Here is a 14,579-nt window from a genome sequence, read left to right on the forward strand (position 1 = left end):
CTTTATCTCGCCGCATTAGTCGGCATAGTATATATTACAAGGAGACAATATATGTCAGTCGAATGGCAAAAAGTTCGTGACTATCAAGACATCATTTTTGAGAAGGCCGATGGCATGGGCAAAATCACCATTAACCGCCCGGAAGTACGCAATGCCTTCCGCCCACAAACCCTCAATGAGCTCATCGAAGCATTCATCCTCTGCCGCGAAGATCCCGAGATCGGTGTGGTTATTTTCACCGGCCAGGGCGATAAAGCATTCTGTTCTGGCGGCGACCAGCGCGTCCGTGGCGAGGGTGGCTATGTCGGCGAAGACGGTGTTCCCCGCCTGAATGCACTTGAGCTGCAAAAGGTGATCAAATATCTGCCCAAACCAGTTATCGCCATGGTGGCTGGCTATGCCATCGGTGGTGGACATGTCTTGCATCTGCTCTGCGACCTGACGGTTGCTGCCGATAATGCTCGCTTTGGTCAGACTGGCCCACGCGTGGGTAGTTTCGACGCTGGTTGGGGAGCAACCTATATGGCTCGCGTGGTGGGTCATAAGAAAGCTCGTGAGATCTGGTATCTCTGCCGCCAGTATGACGCCCAGGAAGCCCTGGATATGGGCCTGGTCAATACAGTTGTGCCCCTGGCACAGTTGGAAGAAGAGACTGTTAAATGGGCCCAGGAGATCCTGGAGAAGAGTCCGATCGCGCTGCGCTTCTTGAAATCAGCCTTCAATGCCGATACCGATGGCCTGGCTGGTATCCAGGAGCTGGCTGGTAATGCCACCATGCTCTACTACATGACCGAAGAAGGCAAAGAAGGCAAGAATGCGTTCCTTGAGAAGCGCAAACCTGATTTCTCGAAATTCCCTCGCCTGCCCTAAAATTGGTCGCTGACATAAAAAAAGAGGCAGGTGATCACCTGCCTCTTTTACCAGCATTATTATTGGTGGAAGTAGAGGAAGACACAATAGCAGAGCCCCAGTACACCAAGCAGCATTAGTAGTATGCCCACGAGCACACCAATTAAATTTCCGACGTTGACTGGCTGGCTGGTTGGTTTCCGGGGGACGAAAGCTGGTCGTTTGGGCGATTGATAATTTTGCATACGGTCTACCTTCTACTTTTTATATCTTTCTTTTTATAAACGAATTGATCTCTCTACATTATCATCACAATGCAAAAATATAAAGATATATAGAATCGGCCCGGAATCGTTTCGCACTGGGAGGATAAATCGAACGCAACAAGAAACAAACCATGTACGTGCGGGGCTTGCCCCCGCTTTTGACCTTCCCGCTCGAAAAACCAACAAGAATAATGCTATGCGTCTAGTTAAATATCTGCTTATCGCTCTTCTTATTGCATATTCGATTGGGAAGGAGAATCGGGCACAATCCCCAGCCTATTGGAATCGCGTTTATTGTCGCTTTTTCAGGTGGGGAGGGTTAGAAGTGGGGGCAAGCCCCACACGTACATGACTTGTTTATTGGGATTTCATGCTAATGGAGCCTTAAACGAATTTTATCTGGCATAATACCCAGCCTATTAGAATAGCGTTTATTATCGCTTTTTCAGGTGGGAGACGAAGAGGTAATTTGGAGGATTAAAATTGGGCAGCGCCGGTCATTTCAGACTAACAATAAGGGATCTTCCGAGCATTCGAGAGGTTACATGGATACCGTATCGCGTTCCGCTCCCGTCTAGCTTTACCAGCGCCCATGAGGAGCTGGCTACGCGCAGCGGTGTAATTATTGAGATCCAGACCAATACGGGATCAATTGGCAGTGGCGAATGTGCCCCATTGCCTGAGTTCAGTGGCGGCACATTACAGGATGTCCTGACCTGTTTGCCCACCCTGGCACTACAATTGCGGGACCAGACACTACCCGCCGCCCTTAAACATTTAGCGCAACTGCATGGAACGCTCCCTACCACGGCAATCTGTGGAGTGGAAACAGCTATTCTGGATGCGCTGGGCCGGCACTATCGCTGTTCCCTGGCCACCCTGCTCGCCCTCCCGACACTCGACGAAGCACCAACCACCCACGCGTTAGAGCTTGCCTCATCTCAGATACGTCACACCATTGCAGTCAATACCGTCATTGGTTCTCAGACCCTGGATGCGGCGGTTGAGCGGGCCAGGCAGGCGGTTGCTCAAGGTTATTCCTGTATCAAACTCAAGGTCGGCCCGCAGCTACGGCAGACCATTGAGCTCATTGCAGCCGTACGCACGACGATTGGCCCTACCGTCCATCTGCGCCTGGATGCCAACGAAGCCTGGGACTTTGAGCTGGCGCGCTCTATTTTATCGGCCTGTGAACAGTGGGCCATCCAGTATGTAGAACAGCCCTTGCCCAGGTCTGACCTGGCGGGAATGGCCGCCTTGCGCCAGGCTGTAACCATTCCAATTGCCGCCGATGAGGTGCTCTCGGATCTAGCCAGTGCTCGACGCGTATTAGAGGCCGAGGCCGCAACAATATTTATCATCAAACCCCAGCTCGCCGGGGGCCTGCGCCAGAGCCAGCAAATGATACGGGAAGCGAACGCCAGAGGCGTACAATGTGTGATCACCAGCACTATCGAGGCCGGCATCGGCGTTGCCAGCGCCCTGCACGTAGCCGCCGCCACGCCCCAACTAACCCTGGAATGCGGCCTGGCCACCCTACCCATGCTAGCCGATGATCTCATACAAGAAACCTTATCCATCCAGCACGGCCACATCCAGGTCCCATCCACCCCCGGCCTCGGAGTACACACCGACCCTGCGGCCCTGACAAAATGGAGATTCAAAGAACCGCCATCAGGTGACAACTGATAGTTGACGCAAACAGTGGGGATGCAAGGGGCTACCAGCCCCTTGACTGGGGGAACGGGGGCTGTGCCCCCGCTCCTCCTTTTCCCGTTGACGCCATCAGGCGGCAACAGATAATTGAGGCAAAAAAAGTGAACAAAACAGAAGAAACAACAAACCTTCCCAACTGGTTGCAGCGCAGCGCTGACAACACACCACAAAAGATAGCAATCAGCACACCAGAAATAGAATGGACCTTCGCAGAATTCAATCAACAGGCCATCCAGCTGGCGCAACAACTGGCAACATTAGGCATCCAACAAGGAAGCCGCGTCGCCCTGCTGGCCAGCAACGGACTCCCCTTTGTCGTCTGTGTACACGCCCTGATACGCCTGGGAGCCATCCTGGTACCCCTTAATGTCCGCCTGACACTGGATGAGCAGCTCTGGCTGTTGCAAGATGTTGAGGCAATGGCCTTGCTCTCTGATGAACATTATGCAGAACGGGCCACAGAAATCCAGCAATCCCTACCCACGCTGGCCGAGGGCAGGCTACAACTTGAGCGGGCTACGCAACAGGTCTCTCTGCTAAATGTGCCCCACGATCCCGATGCCCCCCTGCTGGATGAGATTGAGCTTGAAGCGACGCAGGCCATTATGTATACCTCTGGCACGACCGGCACCCCCAAGGGAGTGATCATCACCTATAAGATGCAATGGTGGAATGCGGTTGGCTCGGCCCTCAATCTCGGTCATCAAGCGGATACTGATTGCTGGCTACTGTGTATGCCGCTATTCCACATTGGCGGGCTCTCCATTTTAATGAAGAATGTGATCTACGGTATTCGCATTATTGTCTATGAAAAATTTGATGCCCGGCTCATCAATCAAGCTATCCGAGAGCAAGGGGTCTCAATTATCTCGGTGGTGGCCATTATGCTCCAGCGTATGCTGGCCGAGCTGGATGCCAGCCAGCAGCGCTATCCTGCGACGCTACGCTGTGTGCTCCTGGGTGGTGGACCTGCCCCCCGGCCGCTCCTGGAGGATTGCGCCAGTCGCAATGTACCTGTCGTCCAGACGTATGGCCTGACCGAATCCTGTTCGCAGGCAGTCACGCTCTCGCCTGCCGACGCCTTGCGCAAACTGGGCTCGGCCGGTCGCCCACTGTTGCCCGTCCAATTACGTATCATGGATGAAGGCGTGGTTGTCGGACCCACCCAACCCGGCGTCATCTGCCTGAAAGGTCCCAGCATTACAACCGGCTATGATCATCGCCCAGACGCCACCGCCGCCACGATCCAGGATGGCTGGTTAGCCACCGGTGATGTTGGCTACCTGGACAATGAAGGCTACCTCTATGTATTGGACCGGCGCAATGACCTGATTATCTCGGGCGGAGAAAATATCTATCCAGCTGAAATCGAAGCCACCCTGTTAGCCCACATCGAGGTTGAAGAAGCGGGCGTCTGCGGCCAACCCGACGCCAAATGGGGACAGGTACCCATCGCCTTTGTATGCCTGCGCCCCGGCAGCCAGATCACGTCCACCGAACTACTCGCCTACGCGGCCCAACGCCTGGCTCGCTACAAATTACCGCGCGCCATCCATCTCGTCCAACAACTGCCCCGCAACTCCTCCGGCAAACTCCTGCGCCGCGAACTCCCCAAACTCCTATAGCAAACCAGGCCGCAAGAAATACGAATTGTATAGGTTCGGGGCTTGTCCCCGATTGTCGCCCCGGTAGGGCGACCCGGTATCCTCGCCGCTCGGTCGTTTGTCGCTGAGACCTCGGCCCACGCGGTGCCCAAACACGGGCGCTGCTTTTAGGCACCGCATGAAGGAAAGGGTCATGCCACGAGACACCCAGGCGCTGGGATACGGGGCCGCCGGCTCTGCGGAGGGCGGCAAATCGGCCGCTGAGGGCCGAACCTATGCGCATCTCTTTTCTTGCGGCCTGGTTTGCTAAATGAAAAATATTGGCCTTCATGGCCGCTTTCTCTTCCTTATGCATGGAATCGTAGAGCTTATATATAATGGTTATATATAATTCTTCTAAAAGAATACATATAATGGTGTTCAATTCAACTGGAATTGGATGAACAGCGGATCTAAAAGCTTCTAAATCTTCTCCTGGTGTGGTATACTCTGTTCCAAGCAATAAGTAATCGTTTACTGTGATTTCAAATGCGAAATCGGGCGCGAATTAATACTGGCTGCAAAGCAAACTCAATGGTGAGGATGTGGTGTGTGAAAATCCAAGGCGTAACGATAGAGGATGATCCCACCCTGTTGCGCAAGCGTCGCGCGCTTGCGACCAAAAAAACGACCAGGCAGATTGGGGTGCGCATCTTTCTGGTGGCGATGTCGCTGCTGTTTCTGGTCCCATTCTATTGGATGTTTAATACCGCCCTGAAATCGAATCCTGAGCTGGCGATTACGCCGCCTACACTCTTTCCACAGAGTTGGGAATGGGATAACTTTGTCCAGGCGGTCAATACGATCCCTTTTTTCCAATACTTTTTGAATACGGTCGTCTATACGGCGCTGGTCGTGATCGGGGCTGTATTATCAAATCTGATTGTGGCCTATGGCTTCTCGTGCATTGAGTGGCGTGGCCGCAAACTGGTCTTCTACCTGGTGCTGGTGACGATCTTTATCCCGTTCCCCATCGCCATTATTCCGCTCTTTGATCTCTTTGCCTGGTTGCACTGGATCAACACCCTGCTTCCACTGGTGGTACCTGCCTTTCTGGGCAGCGCCTTCTATATCTTCTTGTTGCGCCAGTTCTTGTTGCAGATCCCCAAAGAGATGCTGGATGCGGCCCGCATTGATGGTGCCAGCGAGTGGCGTATCCTCTGGCAGGTCGTGACGCCAATCGCTAAACCAGCCCTGGGCGCGGTCGCCATCCTGTCAGCGGTCGGAGCCTGGAACGACTTTATGGGTCCGTTGATCTATCTGCAGGATGATACGATGCATACGCTCTCGATTGGCCTGCAGGCGTTCCGCTCCACCCACGATGTCCAGTTTAACCTATTGATGGCAGCCTCCATCCTGGTTGTCTTGCCGATTGTGCTGCTCTTCTTCATTTTCCAGCGCTTCTTCATTGAAGGCGTGACTATGGGCAGTATTAAGTAGTCAAGATCAAGATTTTTATGGAGGATGCACTCATGCGATATAACCGGCATTATACTTTTGCCCGCCTCTGTGTCGGGCTGCTGGCACTCTTTCTGCTGGCGACGGCCCTGTCTGCCTGCTCGTTGATGGGCGGCAGACCATCCAATGAGGTGGTGTACTGGACCACGGCGACCGATCCCACTACGACAAAGGCCCAACAGGCGGTCATCGATGCTTTTGAGAAAGAGAATCCAGACCTGCATGTGAAGATGGTCGGGATGCCCTCTCAGGGGACGGGCGATTCGACTTCGTTGATTACTGCGGTACGCGGTGGCTCACCACCCGATGCTTATATGATCGATCGTTTTACGGTCAGCCAGCAGGCCTCGATCGGGCTGCTACAGGATCTCTCGTCCTTTACCAACAAGGAGCCTGGACTGGCGCAGAACTATCTCCCCTTCGCCTGGGCGAGACCCAGTATCAGGGCCATACCTATGGCCTGCCCCTGGAGACGGATGCGCGCGCCATCTACTATAACAAGGATCTTCTGAAACAGGCTGGCATCGATCCCAATCAATTGGACCCTTCAAATGGTCCGGTGACCATCGATAAGCTCTGGTCGATTGCTCAGAAGCTTAATAAGACCGATTCGAAGGGGAACTATACGCAGCTGGGCTTTATCCCCTGGGCTGGTGAGGGCGAGCATGCTACCTGGGCCCTGGACTTCGGCGCCAAATATTATAATCAGCAGACCTGCCAGGTAACGCTCACTGAGCCCGCCATCATGCAGGCCTATCAGGATTATACTAAATGGGCCCAGCAGCTGAACTATTCGAAGGTGGATACCTTCCTGGCCACCTACCAGCCACCCAATGCGCCACCCAGCCAGACACCGTTTCTGACCGGCCACCTGGCGCTGTCGATTGATGGCAACTGGAACATTTCTAACCTTACGCAGTATGCCCCGAAGCTGAATTATGGCATCACCTACCTGCCGGTCCAGCAACAGGGCGATAAACCATTCACCTGGTCCGGTGGTTTCGCCCTTGTCATGCCGAAGGGTGCCCCCAATTCTGAGGGTGGCTATCGCTTTATGCACTTCATGACGGGAGAAGAGGGGCAGCACATCTATGCCCAGGTCACCCAGCACCTGCCAACCTGGAAATCGCTCTATAACGACCAGAGCTTCTTCGCGGGACAGCAGAAGTTCTTTGGCAACCTGATGCAGTACTCGCATAGCCGTGTGCCACTACCTGTGGGCGCGCAACTCTGGGATGCCATGACTACGGCCCAACAAGATGTCCTGCTCGGCAACAAGTCGCCCCAGCAGGCCTTGAGCGAAGCCCAGGCTCGCATCCAACCCCAGATGCAACAATTTTGTCCCTTCAAATTAACTTAACCACCAACCAGCCATAGCGTCCCCCCTGGAAAGGGGGACATTTCTTATTAATTCGCAGCTTCTTCAAAAAATACGCCAAAAAGTGTTGACAGTCTGTTGCGGTTATGTTATTATTCTCCTCGTTAAGGCAGTTCTAATCTGAACTGTCGTACAGTAAACCTGTAAGGTATGTGTATACATGACTTTCCAGGGATACCGCACGGAGAGGTCGCATAGTGGCCTAGTGCGGCGGTTTGCTAAACCGCTGAAGGGGCAACCCTTCCGAGAGTTCGAATCTCTCCCTCTCCGCCCGATCTAGGGGAGTAGCTCAATGGTAGAGTCCACGTCTCCAAAACGTGTTGTTGCAGGTTCGAGTCCTGTCTCCCCTGCCATTTAAAAAGAAGCCTCCGGTGAATAAACACCGGAGGCTTCTTTTGTGGCTTTTTTATATTATTTTCCATCTCTATAACATTTATTACGATCTTTAATCGAGCTCTGTATACACGAGCATGCGCAGCGAGGTCTGGCCCTGACTGGGAACCCAGACGCCAGCACAGGTGATGAGGTTGAGGAATTTACCGCTGCTATCCCCGAAGATGCCTTGCAGGTAGCTCGGATCTGGCGGTATGGCTTCGCGCTTGATGGTGTGGAAGTGGAGTTGCTGGCCAGTGCTCGTGGTGATGATTACTTCGTCTCCGGGCTTCATGTAGCGCAGGTTCCAGAAGACGGCCGGACCACCCCCGGGTCGGTCTACGTGGCCGTCAATGACGGCGCTACCCTGGTCGCCAGGTCGGGTGCCACTATCATACCAGCCCGCTCCATCCCAGGGATTGTTGTGTGGGGTGTCCAGGTTACCTGTGGTTAGGACGCCAACAGGCTCTATGTCGGCATCGACGCCAATGGCTGGAATGCGAATATGGGCCGGTGGGGCGACATGGACCACTGGTTTGGGTGTGGGCACCGGCGTCGGCGTCGGCGGCAGTGGAGTCGGGGTCGGAGCTAATGTCGGTCGAGGCGTTGGATGAATAATACTGGCCTGGGTTACGCTCCCTCCACAGGCGCTCAAGATACAGAGCAAGCAGATGCTCATGATTCCGAGATACAAACGACTGGTACGCACTGTCTATAGCACCTTTCTGATATCAGGTCCTCTACAAAGTGATACGCATCTATCTTTTGATTGGATGCGTATCACTCTCTTTTCTACCAGATTAGTGTTTTGCGCGGGCAAAGCGGACTGTGTAGCCAGCAGCACCAGCAATGATCAGGGCAACTGCGCCGATGAACCAGGGCAGTGCAGGATTGTTGGAGGCAGGTGCAGCTACATTTGGATTGCTACCAGTCTGTGGCATGCCAGGGACGCCGGTGGCGACACCAAGGACAAACTTTAGTGCAGGATCACCTTTGTAGAGGCCGATGGCGAAGACACTGTTGACGGTATTGTCTTTCAAGGTGGCGCTTACTGGAACAGTAGCGTTAGCCTGGGTCGCGGTCACATTGAAGGTATAGGATGCAGGTGGAACGGTCAGGTAGTCACTGGCATTTTTGTAGGTCAGGCCGGTGATGACGGTGTTGCCGCCAGTAGCTACGTTGACTGGGCCAGCATTAGGTGAGAGATGGTATACGCGAACCTTGGCCATACCACCTGACAACAGGTTGTTATCTGCGAAAGCCTGCAGGCCAAAACCCGTGTCTTTGGTACCAATGGCGGCGACAGTATATGGAACGCCAGCCTCGACCGAGACGGTCTCGTTGATTACTGCGGCATCAGCGCCTTTGCCAGCAGGTGCAACCTGGATCTTATGCGAGCCAGCAGGGACCGCAACATAATCAGTGACGGTACCGAAGGTGAAATTGGGCAACAGTTTGGTGCCATCAACAAATACGTCGACGGTGCCAGCGGCCGGTGAAGCGTGTACGACACGTACATAAGCATTATCAGCCGGAGCAGCGAATGCGCTGGCCGAAGAGAAGAGAACCAGGGCCAGGATACCTACGAGCATGGCAACTCGGCTACCAAGGATGGACACACATCTTTGCAAAGTCTTCATTGTTTTCTCTCTTTCTTAAAACATAAAGTAAGACATACTGATGACAGGCCAGGATGTTGATATATCCTTAACATTCCTGCCAGATCGGGCACAAGAAAACTGTTTTGAATTGAACCGTAAAACAAGATAGGACATTTTACCGCCACACGAAACGCCATATGGTCTTAAAATTGCTCACTCAGGTTCATCATCATTTACAAAGTAACGGCTGCATTTCGTGTGAACATACTATTGACGACACCATTCTCGCAATTCTGGATAATTATGTAACCTTTTTCAAAAATTCATCCAAATTCATAAATATTGGCCTCACAATAAACCAACAACGATCTGTACGTGCGGGGCTTGCCCCGCTTTTAACCTCCCATCCCGAAAAATTAACAATAACAACCTATTGTACGTCTGTGGCTTGCCCCCGCTTCATCCGCCACCGCCCGTAAAATCAACAAAATAATGCTATGCGCTCAACCAAGCAACTGCAAAATCCTCTTATTGTTGCTTTTGTGGATAGTAAGGTTAAAAGCGGGAGCAAGCCCCGCACGTACAGATCGTTGTTATTGTTGCCTTTTCGATATGGAAGATCAAAAACGCGGGACAAGCCCTGCACCCATATTACATTATGTGAGGGATTGCAGGGTGTCGGGCAGGGGGCGGTCTTCGATCCAGTTGCGAACGGTGGTGGTGAAGAGGTCGGGGCCTGCAAATTCCAGACGTGGCCGACGTTGGGAACAAGTATACCTTTGGAGTTTTTGAGGCGGCTGGCAAATGTTCTGGCCCCCGGCGGGCAACGCCGTTCTCTTTGCCGCCTACAGCTACCAGGGTTGGGATTTCTACATCGGTGGGGAGTAACTGGTTGAGGTCGATCAGGGCCTCGATCGAGTGGCGTGTGAATTCGGAGGTGGTGGAGAGCAGCAGGTCTTCGCGAAAGTCTGCGCGATATTCGTCGGGAATACCAAATTGTTTATAGGAGGCGTCAACCTGTTTTTCTATATTGAATAATTTCATCAAGGGGATCAGGGCGATGACAAATTTCCCATATGCGTTGAGGGGGGCGGTACCAGTGATGATGGCATGGTCCACATGGTCGGGGGCCAGGCGCATCACGGCCAGGGCTACGGCGGCTCCCAGTGAGAGTCCGACCAGGTGTACGCGCCGGGCTGGCACACGTTCCTGGATCAGGGAGATAACCTGTCTGGCGGCATCCTCTAGCTTAAAGGGTCCGGCCTGCAGGCTCTGACCCTGTTCTGGTAGGTCGGGGGCCAGGCAATAGTAGGAGTCGCTCAGGCTCTCCATCTGGGGTTTCCACATGCGTCCACTCAGGCCGGCGCCGTGGAGAAATACAATGACAGGCGAGGCAACCTCTCCGCTCGTGTGGGTAAATAACATCGCGATCCCTCCGCCGACTGGCGCGTAAGCCATCTTTATCGCTACTAGACAATTGTCCTACTACTATAAATACCAATACTGGCTACTATATCTAATGATCATGCTTGAAAAAGCTTCAACTTTACCCCCCAAAAGGGTACTATCGGCAGTCAGGGTTAGCAGGCTAATGTCGCGGTGAAGATAAGGACAGGGCAAAAATAAAGACCAGGGCAGCCGCGGTCCAGCAACACATCTCAAGCCGCTTCCCGGGCTACCAAGATCATAGTATATCACTTGTAGTGCAGGTTTTAAACCCCCTTCGGGTACCAATTCAAATTTCCTCATTTTTCCGCTATCTGCGAGCTCAAATAATCTTTATGCAATCTTAACAGCGCATTTACGGCCCAAAAAGGTCCTGTTTTGCTAAATTGACGCTTTGGACAAATTCACCAACCCGCTCTAGATGCCCACGCAGATCATCACCGTCAACTTTAGAATCCCTGCTAGTACTTTTTTGGTACCAGTTGAGGGCAAAAATGAGGATACGCAAAAAATCTTATACCTTAGATCTTGTTGGTGTTGCTGTTCGGTATAAGACAAAACAACCGGGCGCGCGTCAGACGTAGAAGAAAAGTCTCAGTGTCTTCTACCGAAAAGACAGCACAGCAACAATATCGAGGAAAACAAGGGGCGCTCGATTGGAGATCGAGATTGTCACCTCCCCTCGACCAGATCGGCAAAGCTGCTCAGACGGACAGTGACCCAGCCTCTGCGATTGCGGGCCTTGTAGAGGTTGGAGCAACTGCCGCAGCGCGACAACGATGACGCAGCTTCAAAAAATCGAAATGTGTGTATCAAAAACAGTAGCAGGCCTCAGAGACGCAGGCACGACGGTAAGAGCGACCGTTCGGAAGCGGCTCTGCTCTCTCGGGGCACCGGAAAGGATTTATCATGCGTAAACAGTATCTTCGCTGGATCGTACCCGTTCTCGTACTCTTAATTATGGTCACCGTCCTCGTCATCGGCCCGGCCCTCATGAGCCACGCCGCTGGCGTGAAATCAACAACACCCACCGCAACACCAACAGCGGCCCCTTCAAAAAAAGCTGCTCCAAATTACTTTTGGTATGACTAATCAATAATTATAAATGGGGTGCACATAATTTTGTTTATGTGCACCCCATTTATAATTATTGATTATCAAGTGATTTTAGCCAATCGCTGACTTCTTTAGAATTATTATCACCCATTGACTCTAGCATAGATAAGCTTTCTTGTCCAAGTTTAACAGCCTTAACAAAATCTTTATTATGAGCCGCCACTTGAGCCAAACCATAATTTGCCATAGCAATTAAATCTAAGTTGCCTTTAGGAGCGACATCTATCGCCTCACGAAAATATGTTTCAGCTGCCTCTAGTTTAGATTGCTGTAAATGCAGCTTGCCATATTCTTGCATTGCTCTAGCCATAATCAGCGGTCTAACAAGCTGCTGCGCTAATGCCAATGTTTCATCCAAATATTCTTCTGCAAGCAGACTATCCTTTTCTATTACGGCAATTTCACCTAAATTAAGTAGCGCCATACTGATTCCTTCTGGATAACCCATCTGTCGACTAATGCCCAATGCTTCCTGAAAATAAGTCTTGGCCTGCTTATAATTTTTTTCTCCTGCAAGCACTGCACCTAAATTAAGCAACAACATGCAAATCTGAGATCGATGCCCTACCTGTCGAGCCAGTAGCAAACCTTCCTGCAAATATAATGCTGCTTGACCATAGTCACCCATCATGCCAGATAATGCACCAAGGTTGCTTAGAAGATTCGAAGCCTGTTCTCGATCATCAATTTTCCTAGCCAAAGCTAAACCTTCTTGCAAATAATCTGTCGCTTTTTGATAATCGCCCTGAGCAGTCACTACTAATCCTAGACTTTTTAGCACATTACTTGTTATCTCAACATCACCAATCTGTTGAGCCAATGCTAAACCCTCTTCAAGATAAGCTTCAGCTTGTCTAAATTCTCCCGATCGCCGCTTAATATCGCCTAATTGACTTAGAAAAGCACATATTCTCTCTTTATCAAAAATACTTCTTGCTACATAAAGCCCTCTTAAAAAGTACAATTCTGCTTTTTGATTTTCTCCCCTTTTTTGCGATGTTTCTCCCAAATAAAGCAAGAGTTGCGCCTGACGGCTTTGATCATTTTGCTTGACTGCGGCTTCATGTGCTTGCTCTAAATAATGTTCAGCCTGGGTATATAACCCTCTTAACAATAAAAATGGTGCAAAAGCGCATACCCCTTGATAAATTCATAAACTTCACCCACCTCATAGGCAATCTCAAGGGCGGCTTCAATGGTGCTACTCTCTTCTTCCAATTGTTCGTAGTCTTTTTTGTGTTCCTCAACATAGTCAGCATAGTAAGCAATCAGGCGTTCCTGGGCGGAGGTGAGCTGGTCGTCGGAGATCTGGAGCAGGGCGTAGTCGGAGATGACCTGGTGCAGCTGGTAGCGTTCACCGTTGCTTTCGAGCATACCAGCGTCGGAGAGGGCGTCGAGTTCGTCGGTGGAGCAGGCGGCGACCGCCATAGCGGCCTCTTCTGAGAAGGTGTTGGGTTTGGGCGGGAAGACTGAGAGCGCGTAGAGGGTGCGCCGCGCCTCTTCGTCCAGGAGCTGGTCGGTGACGGCGATGATGGATTGGATAGATAAAGATTGTTCGTTGGGCAGGCTGGGATGGCTCTCGGCCGGGATGTGTGGCTCTTTGAGCTTGAGGCGCACCTCGGCGCTGCTCAGGCGTTCCAGGGCCGAGGTGATGCGGCGCGCGGGACCACTGTAGGCCTGTTTGCGCAGGTAGTTGCCGATCAGGGTCAGGGCCAGCGGGAGCCCACCAACGGCCTGCACGAGATCGTGGACCTTCTGTTGCTCGCGATAGATCACCTGTGGTGCCAGCAGGTTAAGCAGGCTGATGCTCTCGCTCTCGCCCAGCTCTCTGATATTGATGGCGTTGCCGAGGGCCATATGGGAAGCGATATTGGGAAAGCGCGTAGTTACCAGGTGGGCGCAATTGTTGCCGCCCACGCGGAAGGCCAGCGCCTCCTCCAGCTTCCAGGCATCATCGATCACGATCAGCATCGTACGGTTGCCGATGGCGGTACGGATCGCTTTGGCCCTGGCCTCATCGCTCCCCAGCTTGGTCATCTCAGCGAACGAGATCCCCAGCAGGTTGCCCCAGCGGCTAAAGATACCCGGCAGGTTTGGCTGCGGTCCCAGGCCAGCCCAGAGGATACCATCCTTAAAGAACTCGCGCATCTCGCTATCATGGGCCAGAGCCACCGAGAGCGCGGTCTTCCCTACGCCGGGCAAACCATTCAGGGCGGTCAGGGCCATATTGCCACTGCCTTTGAGGCGCTGCTTGATCAACGCCAGGTCGCCCTCGCGCCCGATCAGTTGGATAGCTGGCAATAACGGGATGGCGGGATCATGGATCGTCTGTGGGACGACCGGCACCTGGACGACAGGAGCATTCGGGGCCGCTACCGCCGCCCGTTTACTGGCCCGCTCAGACCTGGTTTGCAGCAGGTCCAGCTCTTCTTCTGTCTTGTTAAATAAGGCACACAGCTTGCGCCGAAAATAGGGATTGGGCCTGGTGATCCCGCGCTCCCAACGACTAACATTCACATAGGTTGTACCTATATCATCCGCCACCTCTTGCTGCGAGAGATTATAGCTGACACGCGCTTCAGTTAAATGTATCCGTGGTTGATGGGGCGTCTCTGAAGTCGGCATCCGTTCACCATGCTTCCTATCTGCGTAAAAAGTGATAAAAATGATAAATGGTTCTGATAAATCTGTCATTAAAAGTATACCTCATTTTAATACATAATTAGCATAGAAA

At 52.3% G+C, this 14,579-nt stretch carries 12 protein-coding genes, 2 tRNA genes and 1 pseudogene; 9 read left to right on the plus strand and 6 right to left on the minus strand.

Translation table 11 applies throughout. The features are described 5' to 3' along the window. Positions 1-51 precede the first annotated feature (51 nt). A complete protein-coding gene (menB, locus tag EL645_RS06960) occupies positions 52-870 on the plus strand; it encodes a 1,4-dihydroxy-2-naphthoyl-CoA synthase (protein ID WP_126549346.1) in 819 nt (272 codons plus the stop codon). A gap of 59 nt (positions 871-929) precedes the next feature. Here the strand turns inward: menB and EL645_RS39135 are convergent, their stop codons facing one another. Continuing rightward, a complete protein-coding gene (locus tag EL645_RS39135; RefSeq protein WP_161977184.1) occupies positions 930-1,094 on the minus strand; it encodes a hypothetical protein in 165 nt (54 codons plus the stop codon). Positions 1,095-1,598: 504 nt separating this feature from the next. Here EL645_RS39135 and menC point away from each other — a divergent pair. The 6 genes and pseudogenes from menC (at position 1,599) to EL645_RS06995 (ending at position 7,663) form a co-directional block, all read left to right on the plus strand. After that, positions 1,599-2,804, plus strand: a complete 1,206-nt coding sequence (gene menC, locus EL645_RS06965) for an o-succinylbenzoate synthase (RefSeq protein ID WP_126549347.1) — start codon at positions 1,599-1,601, stop codon at positions 2,802-2,804. A 128-nt stretch (positions 2,805-2,932) separates the two neighbouring features. Then, entirely contained in the window at positions 2,933-4,456 is a 1,524-nt protein-coding gene (locus tag EL645_RS06970; protein WP_126549348.1) for an o-succinylbenzoate--CoA ligase, read from the plus strand. Positions 4,457-5,026: 570 nt separating this feature from the next. After that, the gene (locus EL645_RS06975; RefSeq protein ID WP_246035300.1) at positions 5,027-5,914 is read left to right on the plus strand and encodes a carbohydrate ABC transporter permease; all 888 of its coding nucleotides are present in this window, start codon (positions 5,027-5,029) and stop codon (positions 5,912-5,914) included. Positions 5,915-6,039: 125 nt separating this feature from the next. Then, positions 6,040-7,292, plus strand: a pseudogene (locus tag EL645_RS06985) (ABC transporter substrate-binding protein). A 201-nt stretch (positions 7,293-7,493) separates the two neighbouring features. Next, a tRNA-Ser gene (locus tag EL645_RS06990) sits at positions 7,494-7,580 on the plus strand. Positions 7,581-7,588: 8 nt separating this feature from the next. Continuing rightward, positions 7,589-7,663: transfer RNA gene (locus EL645_RS06995), tRNA-Trp, on the plus strand. Positions 7,664-7,755: 92 nt separating this feature from the next. Here the strand turns inward: EL645_RS06995 and EL645_RS07000 are convergent. The 3 genes from EL645_RS07000 to EL645_RS07010 form a co-directional block, all read right to left on the minus strand. Further along, positions 7,756-8,391, minus strand: a complete 636-nt coding sequence (locus tag EL645_RS07000) for a class F sortase (protein WP_126549352.1) — start codon at positions 8,389-8,391, stop codon at positions 7,756-7,758. 91 nt (positions 8,392-8,482) lie between these two features. Continuing rightward, positions 8,483-9,322 (minus strand): DUF4397 domain-containing protein, encoded by an 840-nt coding sequence (locus EL645_RS07005; protein WP_126549353.1) that lies wholly within the window; start codon positions 9,320-9,322, stop codon positions 8,483-8,485. A 612-nt stretch (positions 9,323-9,934) separates the two neighbouring features. Then, positions 9,935-10,741 carry an alpha/beta hydrolase gene (locus EL645_RS07010; RefSeq protein ID WP_126549354.1) on the minus strand — a complete coding sequence of 269 codons (807 nt, stop codon included), beginning with the start codon at positions 10,739-10,741 and terminating at the stop codon, positions 9,935-9,937. A gap of 585 nt (positions 10,742-11,326) precedes the next feature. Here EL645_RS07010 and EL645_RS07015 point away from each other — a divergent pair. Next, a complete protein-coding gene (locus tag EL645_RS07015; RefSeq protein ID WP_126549355.1) occupies positions 11,327-11,512 on the plus strand; it encodes a hypothetical protein in 186 nt (61 codons plus the stop codon). A gap of 126 nt (positions 11,513-11,638) precedes the next feature. Continuing rightward, positions 11,639-11,821, plus strand: coding sequence for a hypothetical protein (locus tag EL645_RS07020; RefSeq protein ID WP_126549356.1), 183 nt, complete (start codon positions 11,639-11,641; stop codon positions 11,819-11,821). Between the two features lie 55 nt (positions 11,822-11,876). On the opposite strand, the gene EL645_RS07025 is transcribed toward EL645_RS07020, so the two are convergent. Both EL645_RS07025 and EL645_RS07030 read right to left on the minus strand, forming a co-directional pair. After that, positions 11,877-12,959, minus strand: a complete 1,083-nt coding sequence (locus EL645_RS07025; RefSeq protein WP_126549357.1) for a tetratricopeptide repeat protein — start codon at positions 12,957-12,959, stop codon at positions 11,877-11,879. Beyond that, complete coding sequence (locus EL645_RS07030) at positions 12,953-14,539, minus strand: helix-turn-helix domain-containing protein (RefSeq protein ID WP_126549358.1); 1,587 nt, start codon at positions 14,537-14,539, stop codon at positions 12,953-12,955. The genes EL645_RS07025 and EL645_RS07030 overlap by 7 nt, the downstream gene beginning before the upstream one ends. Between the last annotated feature and the right edge of the window lie 40 nt (positions 14,540-14,579).

Source organism: Dictyobacter kobayashii, from assembly GCF_003967555.1.
Taxonomy (GTDB): domain Bacteria; phylum Chloroflexota; class Ktedonobacteria; order Ktedonobacterales; family Ktedonobacteraceae; genus Dictyobacter; species Dictyobacter kobayashii.

What these genes read in the sequence shown, in the direction of transcription:
- menB (WP_126549346.1), top strand. Translation starts at nt 52, where the DNA reads ATGTCAGTCGAATGGCAAAAAGTTCGTGACTATCAAGACATCATTTTT.
- EL645_RS39135 (WP_161977184.1), bottom strand. Translation starts at nt 1,094, where the DNA reads ATGCAAAATTATCAATCGCCCAAACGACCAGCTTTCGTCCCCCGGAAA.
- EL645_RS07005 (WP_126549353.1), bottom strand. Translation starts at nt 9,322, where the DNA reads ATGAAGACTTTGCAAAGATGTGTGTCCATCCTTGGTAGCCGAGTTGCC.
- EL645_RS07010 (WP_126549354.1), bottom strand. Translation starts at nt 10,741, where the DNA reads ATGGCTTACGCGCCAGTCGGCGGAGGGATCGCGATGTTATTTACCCAC.
- EL645_RS07020 (WP_126549356.1), top strand. Translation starts at nt 11,639, where the DNA reads ATGCGTAAACAGTATCTTCGCTGGATCGTACCCGTTCTCGTACTCTTA.
- EL645_RS07030 (WP_126549358.1), bottom strand. Translation starts at nt 14,539, where the DNA reads ATGACAGATTTATCAGAACCATTTATCATTTTTATCACTTTTTACGCA.